This window comes from Agathobacter sp. LCP21S3_B2 (genome assembly GCF_052118705.1).
Classification (GTDB): domain Bacteria; phylum Bacillota; class Clostridia; order Lachnospirales; family Lachnospiraceae; genus Roseburia.
The window spans coordinates 131,339-138,553 of sequence record NZ_JBQKGQ010000011.1; the positions used below are offsets into that span (position 1 = coordinate 131,339).

The following is a 7,215-nucleotide window of genomic DNA, read 5'->3' on the forward strand; positions in this document are numbered from 1 at the left end:
GATGTGTCCTCATTGTGGCAAACCATTTTCTCCACATCTATCATGGACAATTATAAACGTTTCGCATTGTCCGAAAAAAATACAGACAAAATGCTACATAAACATTATAAGTTCTTCATTGCTTATTTTAAATCAAAATTTTATCTTTTCACGAAATCTATTTGTCACAATCTATAACCCGGAAATATCTAAGTCAACTATTAACTGATCGATTTTAGGCTCTTTAAGAAGATAACTCATATAAATTGGAAGATAGATAATCTTACCTTCCTTTTCAACATTAAAGGTAGAAAATACATATGCCTTTTCAAGATGATAATCCTCTATATTCATATAGTTATCCAGTGCCTTATGAGACTTATACCCTTTACCAGACTTCACTTCAATAGGTACCACTTTTCCGCTAAGTTCAATAAGAAAATCCAACTCTCCAACCTTGCTTTTTTTACAGAAATATGGATCAAAGTCATTAGCAAGTAATTGCTGTGCAACTGCGTTTTCGAAGTGTGCCCCATTATTTACCTCACCATTTTTACTAATCAGTTCCATTTTTGTTTCTGCAGGATAAGCACTTGTAAGCAGTCCAATATCACTTGAAAAAAGTCTAAAAACATTACTACTCTTGCCTGCCTTAAGAGGAATCAGAGGAGCCTCTGCATTATAGACCGGTATTACAACACCTGCATCCTTTAACCATAAAAAGCTATTCTCATATCTATCAAACTTTAATTCCTTATCAAGCATTGTAAATACAAACCTTTTATTTTGCTTATTTAACTCTGCCGGAATAATATCATATATAGATTTAAGCTTAAGCTTTTTATCTTCTTCTTCATATTGTGAGAAATCAACTCTATATAAATCCACGATATCCTTCTGAATTTTATCAACTTCGCGAATATCCTTTGTTTCTATATATTTTTTAACTGCATCCGGCATACCGCCCACAATCAAATATACAAAAAACATCGACATGAGCTTTTCATGAACGAAATCATCTACAGGCTTACACTCATCAAAGCAATCCTTAAGCATATTCAGAGTCGTCGTCGAAACCCCATTTGCTATCATAAACTCCTCAAAATCCATAGGATACATTTTCAAAACTCTCAAATATCCAACCGGTGCGGATGCTATACCCTTTAGTTCTACCCCTAGTAAAGATCCACTCATAGCATATTTAAAGCTTCCCTCATCAACCAAAAATTTTATTTTTGTAATAATTTCTGGACACTTCTGAATTTCGTCTAAGAATACAACTGTTTCATGAGGCTTACATTCCTCAGGCATTATCAATCTAAGCTTTACAAGAAAATCCTCCGCACTCATTTCTGCATTGAGATACTTTACCATATCGGGCTGATTTATAAAATTGATTTCAAATCGTTTATATCCACTTTTATCTATTTCATCCCTAATAAGCCAAGTCTTCCCTATCTGTCTTGCACCTGTAACTAAAAGTGCTTTATTCGAAGTTTCTAACCATTCTTTTACTGCAATTGAATCTTTTCTAAACACAAGACTTCACCTCCAGATACATCATACATCATATTGCCCCGTTTTTGCAATTGTTTTTATTGTATTCTGCCCCGTTTTTCAGGTTTTAATTCATGGTTTTTGCCCCGTTTTTTGCAAAACAAAAAAGACCAGAATCCAATTATGAATTCCAGCCTAACTTTATTTAATCTTCTGTGACCTCTGTAACAGTCATCTTTAACATTACTTAATCATAATCTTACCATTCAAAGTAGCAAAAACCTCCTCCACAGCAATTAGAGAAATTACAATAATTAGAATAATATATCTCGCCTTCATTATTATCCTCACTACATTTCCTACATCGGAGTCCCGACCTCAATAAGGTTCCCATCCGGATCATAAAATCTGACAACCCTTTGACCCCATGAATGCGTCATCAACTTGTTGACGAATTCTATTTCAAAATCAGATTCTTCCAGCTTCTTTACAAAGCCTTCAATGTCATTTTCCTCAAAATATAGCTCTGTCATATTATTCTTTGGAGTTAGCTCTTTATCCAGGAACTGCTGCCATATATTTGCATCCTGCAGCACAAGGCCTTCAGACATAATCACATTACCGTCCTGATCTAAAATTACCTGCATACCAAATATTTCTTTATAAAATCTGATTGCTCTGTCCATATCATTAACTACAATCAGAACATTTTTCAGTCTCATTTCATCACCTGCTCAATATAAGTTTTACATCTTCAATCAGATTCTCACTAAAACCTTCCAAATCATCCATCGTAATTACCTTCTTCTTTACAAGTATCGCAATATCCCAGATGGCCTCACCCTTATTCATTTCTATCAATACACCTGGATGCTTCTTATCTTGCTTTATTCTTTTCTCTAATTCCCAGAAATGATCTGATGCATTTCCAGGAGAAGTAAGTAATTTCACATATTCCTTAGACAACTTTTCCATATAGCGTTCTTGCCAGTTACCAATTCGTTCTCGGAAAAGCTTCCAATCCGCTTTTGAAATCTCAACCATTTTACCCATTCCTTCTCATAATATTGCCACCTTCATCCTTCAGCCATTTTACCTGAGCTTTGTAATCAGGAAGCACTTTCTCTACTTCACTCCAAAATGCTTTGGAATGATTCATCTCTTTCCTATGACACAGTTCATGAACTACTACATAATCAATAACTTCTGATGGTGCCAGCATCAATAGGCAGTTAAAATTCAAATTGCCTTTACTACTGCAACTTCCCCACCTAGTTTTCTGATTACGAATCGTTATACGTCCATAGGTGGCACCTATCTGCTTTGCAAAATATGCCACTCTCTCTGGGATATATTTTAATGCCTTATCTGCAAGCTCATGTATTTCATCATTTGTCAGTCTCTCTGGAGCAGAAGCATCAAAGGCTGCCTTTTTCTGCTTAATTTCCTCGATATGTTTTAAAATCCATGTTTCCTTTTCTTTAAGGATTTTCTGTATATCCCTCTGAGTTGCCTGCCTTGGCACCCGTAGTGTCACCGACAAATCAGAATTCACCTGGATAGCCACAGTTTTTCTATTTGATTTTATTACCGTAACTTCCACTGGCATACTCCTTCCTACAGTTTTACTGCTATCTTTTCTATAAGCGATACATCTGCTGGAAGCCACTCGACACTATATAGATTCTCTTTATCAAGCCATCTTGCAGCTTCATGCTCCTTGAGCACCAACTTGCCACTTACTATTTCACACCAGAAGCAATCCATCGACAAATGAAAGTTCGGGTAATCATACTCAATCGTATCAATCAGTTCTCCAACTCTTATTCTTGTCTCCAGCTCTTCTGAGATTTCTCTCTTAAGAGCTACCTCTGGAGTTTCACCATCTTCAATCTTCCCTCCTGGAAATTCCCAGCCACCCTTAAAATCTCCATAACCTCGCTGCGTTGCAAATATTTTGCCTTCAGACAAAATCACCGCAGCCACTACTCGAATTGTTTTCATATTCTCATTCCTTTGTTAATCCAAAATCGTACTGAAGGTATTCCGGCAAATCATTTTCCATCTTAATATCGTAGATATATGTTCCATTACTTCCATCTGTCTTTCTTGGATTTGTAAGTACCCCTTTTCCAATGTATGTATGTGGCAAGGTAATACCATTTTCACTTTCTACTTTTCTTACAAACAAATAAACATATTTACAATTCTTTTGTTTCTGCAATTCAGATTCTGAAATATCATGAATTGTTTCCCACTGAAATACATTCTTCTCAAGGAATTTGTCTTTATAATTAAGCTTATGTGCCTCATCAAGATCTTTCTTTAATGATGCAAATATTACTCCAAAATCATCATAATAATATGTTCCTTTTTGATTACTGCCAGGGTTCTTAAGTAATCTAAGCTGCACTTGATCCATTCTATAATTCTTCCATAATTTGAACCCTGTCTCTTCGCCATTGTCAATAGTGTATTGTGTTAGTCCATACTTGATCAAATCATCCAAATATTCCGCAAATTCTTCATCCATAGACACCTGTATAGAAAGGCAATCATTCTTTGTTTCTATGTACTGCATAAATGAAATTGCATGAAAAAATTCGATCTCATTAAATTCACCAACAGAATTAGCGACTTCTTCTTTTACACGTTCTAGAGAACTAATATTTCGTAATAAGCATGATACAATTTGATACTCATAAGTCCAAACAAGAGGCAACAACCCCGATAAATAGTTTGCAAAAGACACTTGTTCTTCTGTGAATATAGGCAAATTTTCCTCTCCAATTCCTTTAAGGAAGTTATAGTAACTACAATTCTTTCTTCCATGTATCTTTACACTCATAAACCGAATCAAATCAGGGGCGCAATCATTGTTGATATAATCCACGTGGCGAGGATAGAATTCTGCTCCAATATATTTTTTAAAATTAAAATAATCCTGCTTAAGATATTTGATAGCATTAAAATTCTCTTTATCAATATACTCAAGAATTTCTTCCTTACTTAAATCATCAATGTGTATCTCTACGCCATAATCTTCCAGTCCAAGTGCTGTAAAATCATCTTTTACCAAAGAGGCCATCAGACGCTTTTCCATAACAAAATTCTCTGATAAAGAGCCTAATGCAAAAGCAATCTGAACACTTCTCTTGTAGCTATTTCCAATAAAGTCAAGTACAGTCACATATTCCTTGTTCGTATACTTTCGAAGTCCACGTCCTAACTGCTGAATAAATATAGTTGTAGATTCTGTCGGTCTTAAAAACAGGACCATATTTACCCCAGGTATATCCACACCTTCATTCAAAATATCAACCGTAAACAATATTTCCAGCGCATGCGCATCATTCTGAAGATCATTGTACGCACGTACACGTTCGCCAATATCATTCTTTCCGGTCAGATATGCAGTAGTATACCTTTCACCAAGTGCCTCACACATCATACGGGCATGGGTAACATTTCTACAGAACGCGAGGCATTTCAGCTTACCCTGTGGACGATGCTTTTCTATCTGCTCTGCTATGAAATCACAATGATCCTCTTTTGCCATCTGTGCGATCATTCTTCGCTCATCATTTCCAGACAGACCGTAATCAACCAGCTTATCTCGAATACCATAGTATTTAAACGGGACTACCAGATCATTTGCAATTGCATCTCGAAGTCTCAGTTCATATGGCACGTTATGACCAAATAACTCGAAAACATCTTGGTTATCTAATCGTTCTGGCGTAGCAGTAAGTCCAAGCAAGAATTCCGGTTCAAAATAACCTATTATTTTCTTATATGTTTCTGCAGTGGCATGATGACATTCATCGATTATGATGTAGTCAAATTCATCCCTAGAAAATAATTCCAGAGTATTACACATAGTAATATTCGTTGCAAAGACGAAATCTGCATCCGACTCTTTGCTTGTACCACTGTAAATACCATATGACACATTCTTTCCAAACACTTCCTGAAATGTCTCCAAAGATTTCTTTAGAATTGATCCCTCATGAACAATATACAAAAGTCTCCTTGGATTAAAGTTCAGTGCGTCAAAGGCTGCAAGATATGTCTTCCCACTACCTGCTGAAGCTATCGTAAGAGCTCGATTTACTCCCACTGCTCGATATCTGTTCAGCTCCTTTAAAGCCTTCTTCTGCATATAATTAGGCTTAATCTTAGATGCGGACAGATCATAATCCATATCCCAGCGCTCAATCGCAAAATTTAGCTTTGTAGCGTATTTATTTATAAGTTCTGCATTAAGCAGCTCTGTTGCTTCCCACTTCTCTTCAAATTCTTTCAAAGCCTCATCAAACACCCCTGGCTCAAAACTATCTGCCACAGATACATCCCACTCAATATTTTTAAGCAACGCATATCTGGTAATATTAGAAGATCCGACTACCAGCTCTCTATGATTATCAAACTCAAAAAGATACCCTTTGGAATGATATCCAAGTGTTGCATAACCAGTATCATGAAAACTCTCATAATCTAAGTGACACTGAAAATTTGGACATCTCCTCATCAAAGAATAGAAGCTTTTAAGAGACTCAATGTCTGTAAAATTCTGATATGTTGAAGTAATAATTCTTCCCTTACAACCACGTTCCACCGCAGCTTCAATATCTTTGTACAACAAAACTAGGCCAGCCTTCTTAATAAAGCTAACCGAAAAATCAAAAGACTTGCAATGTCTCAGATTATCTTTAATTTTGTCTAGAAATGTCGTTTCTGTATAATTTGTCAAAAATTGATTTGCCAAAGGTACTACCTCCTTTAGATTCCACCCATTTCTGAATAGTAATTTTTAATATCTTCCTGTAATTGATTTCGTATTCTCTCCCAGTCCGAATCTTACATCTGGCTATATAACGCATGGTTCATGGAAATAACACTCAGATCCTTTGAATAATACAAAAATCTTTTTCTCTCAAACTTTTCAAAAGGATTTGTAAGCATATTTCTACATATAGCTTTCCTATCCTTAAGCATCTCATCATTATACGGACAGGTACTTCTATCGACCTGTAACCCTCTGTCCAATCTATCTTGGTAAAATGCAATATAGTCATCCAGCACTTCGTCTATCTTTGCGTCTCCAATTGAATTTATATACTTTATCCTGAATCCGTGAAACACAGTTATTTTTTTACAGGAACTGCTTAGAATAGATGTAATTCATTGCTTTACACCGAATTCAAGTACACAATTCCTGTTTGTTGCGTAATTTATATCTATTTTCAACCTATAAAGCGCAAAAATGACGCACCTTAACAAGCCTTTTTCTGTTTTATGTTTTTAGGCCAGAGCAAAACGATTATAAACATCCATAAAGGCATGACGCCACACATTACTGCAGCCAATTGCCAGGACAATCCGTCGCCCATGGGTTGTTATATGTCCAGCAATTTGAATCAGATTCCCTATCACGGTTCTGATACGTCTTCTTTTGACAGGGTGTTTTGTTTTAGGAGCTCGCTTGCTTTTTAGCGACTCCTGACCTATTAGTCGCAAAATATTATACGCAAGCACAGTTAATTCAAGAACCAGCTCATTTGTATCAAATTTGCCGGATGGAAGTCTTTCAACATCCATATCTGTCTTGATTTCACTGTGAAACTGTGGCTCAATCACAAAACTTATGGGATTTAGGATTCCTCACATAATCAACTCTGCTCATATCAATGAGTTTTAAAAAGAAATACTCATCGTCAGGATATCCATACCCCTGCC

At 36.0% G+C, this 7,215-nt stretch carries 7 protein-coding genes and 1 pseudogene; all 8 read right to left on the reverse strand.

Annotation, left to right across the window (positions count from 1 at the left end; translation table 11 throughout):
- Positions 1 to 171: 171 nt before the first annotated feature.
- Positions 172 to 1,518, reverse strand: a complete 1,347-nt coding sequence (locus tag ACTQ1L_RS09855; RefSeq protein WP_441366863.1) for an ATP-binding protein — start codon at positions 1,516 to 1,518, stop codon at positions 172 to 174.
- Positions 1,519 to 1,835: 317 nt separating this feature from the next.
- The gene (locus ACTQ1L_RS09860; RefSeq protein ID WP_441366865.1) at positions 1,836 to 2,198 is read right to left on the reverse strand and encodes a VOC family protein; all 363 of its coding nucleotides are present in this window, start codon (positions 2,196 to 2,198) and stop codon (positions 1,836 to 1,838) included.
- A gap of 4 nt (positions 2,199 to 2,202) precedes the next feature.
- The gene (locus tag ACTQ1L_RS09865; protein ID WP_441366866.1) at positions 2,203 to 2,529 is read right to left on the reverse strand and encodes a multidrug transporter; all 327 of its coding nucleotides are present in this window, start codon (positions 2,527 to 2,529) and stop codon (positions 2,203 to 2,205) included.
- Positions 2,522 to 3,079 carry a M48 family metallopeptidase gene (locus ACTQ1L_RS09870; RefSeq protein ID WP_441366868.1) on the reverse strand — a complete coding sequence of 186 codons (558 nt, stop codon included), beginning with the start codon at positions 3,077 to 3,079 and terminating at the stop codon, positions 2,522 to 2,524. The genes ACTQ1L_RS09865 and ACTQ1L_RS09870 overlap by 8 nt, the downstream gene beginning before the upstream one ends.
- A 14-nt stretch (positions 3,080 to 3,093) precedes the next feature.
- Positions 3,094 to 3,480 (reverse strand): (deoxy)nucleoside triphosphate pyrophosphohydrolase, encoded by a 387-nt coding sequence (locus tag ACTQ1L_RS09875; RefSeq protein WP_441366869.1) that lies wholly within the window; start codon positions 3,478 to 3,480, stop codon positions 3,094 to 3,096.
- 4 nt (positions 3,481 to 3,484) lie between these two features.
- A complete protein-coding gene (locus ACTQ1L_RS09880) occupies positions 3,485 to 6,244 on the reverse strand; it encodes a DUF3427 domain-containing protein (protein WP_441366871.1) in 2,760 nt (919 codons plus the stop codon).
- Between the two features lie 92 nt (positions 6,245 to 6,336).
- Positions 6,337 to 6,621, reverse strand: coding sequence for a hypothetical protein (locus ACTQ1L_RS09885; RefSeq protein WP_441366873.1), 285 nt, complete (start codon positions 6,619 to 6,621; stop codon positions 6,337 to 6,339).
- Positions 6,622 to 6,780: 159 nt separating this feature from the next.
- Positions 6,781 to 7,104: pseudogene (locus tag ACTQ1L_RS09890) on the reverse strand (transposase); the annotation flags it as partial.
- Positions 7,105 to 7,215 lie beyond the last annotated feature (111 nt).